Origin of the sequence: Streptomyces cyaneofuscatus (genome assembly GCF_000718135.1) — a bacterium.
Lineage (GTDB): Bacteria > Actinomycetota > Actinomycetes > Streptomycetales > Streptomycetaceae > Streptomyces > Streptomyces cyaneofuscatus.
Map to the genome: position 1 here is coordinate 1 of NZ_JOEM01000094.1, position 296 is coordinate 296.

The 296-nt window shown below is 64.5% G+C and carries 1 protein-coding gene; it reads right to left on the bottom strand.

What is annotated here, in order from left to right; translation table 11 throughout:
- Window positions 1-260, bottom strand: a 260-nt coding sequence (locus IF17_RS01000000136965) for a carbamoyl phosphate synthase preATP-grasp domain-containing protein (RefSeq protein ID WP_032773218.1), incomplete at its 3' end; no start/stop codon positions are given.
- Window positions 261-296: the final 36 nt, after the last annotated feature.

The window sequence follows — 296 nt, forward strand, 5'->3', positions numbered from 1 at the left end:
AGGAGGGCGTCGGGGCGTTCCTTCGCGATGATCTTCTCGACGAACTCCGGCGTGATCGGCTCGACGTAGGTGGCATCGGCGATCTCGGGGTCGGTCATGATCGTGGCCGGGTTGGAGTTGACCAGGATGACCCGCAGCCCCTCCGCCTTCAGCACCCGGCAGGCCTGGGTGCCGGAGTAGTCGAACTCGGCGGCCTGGCCGATGACGATCGGACCCGAGCCGATGACCAGGACGGACTGGATATCGGAGCGCTTAGGCACGCTGGCCCTCCATCAGAGAAACGAAACGATCGAACA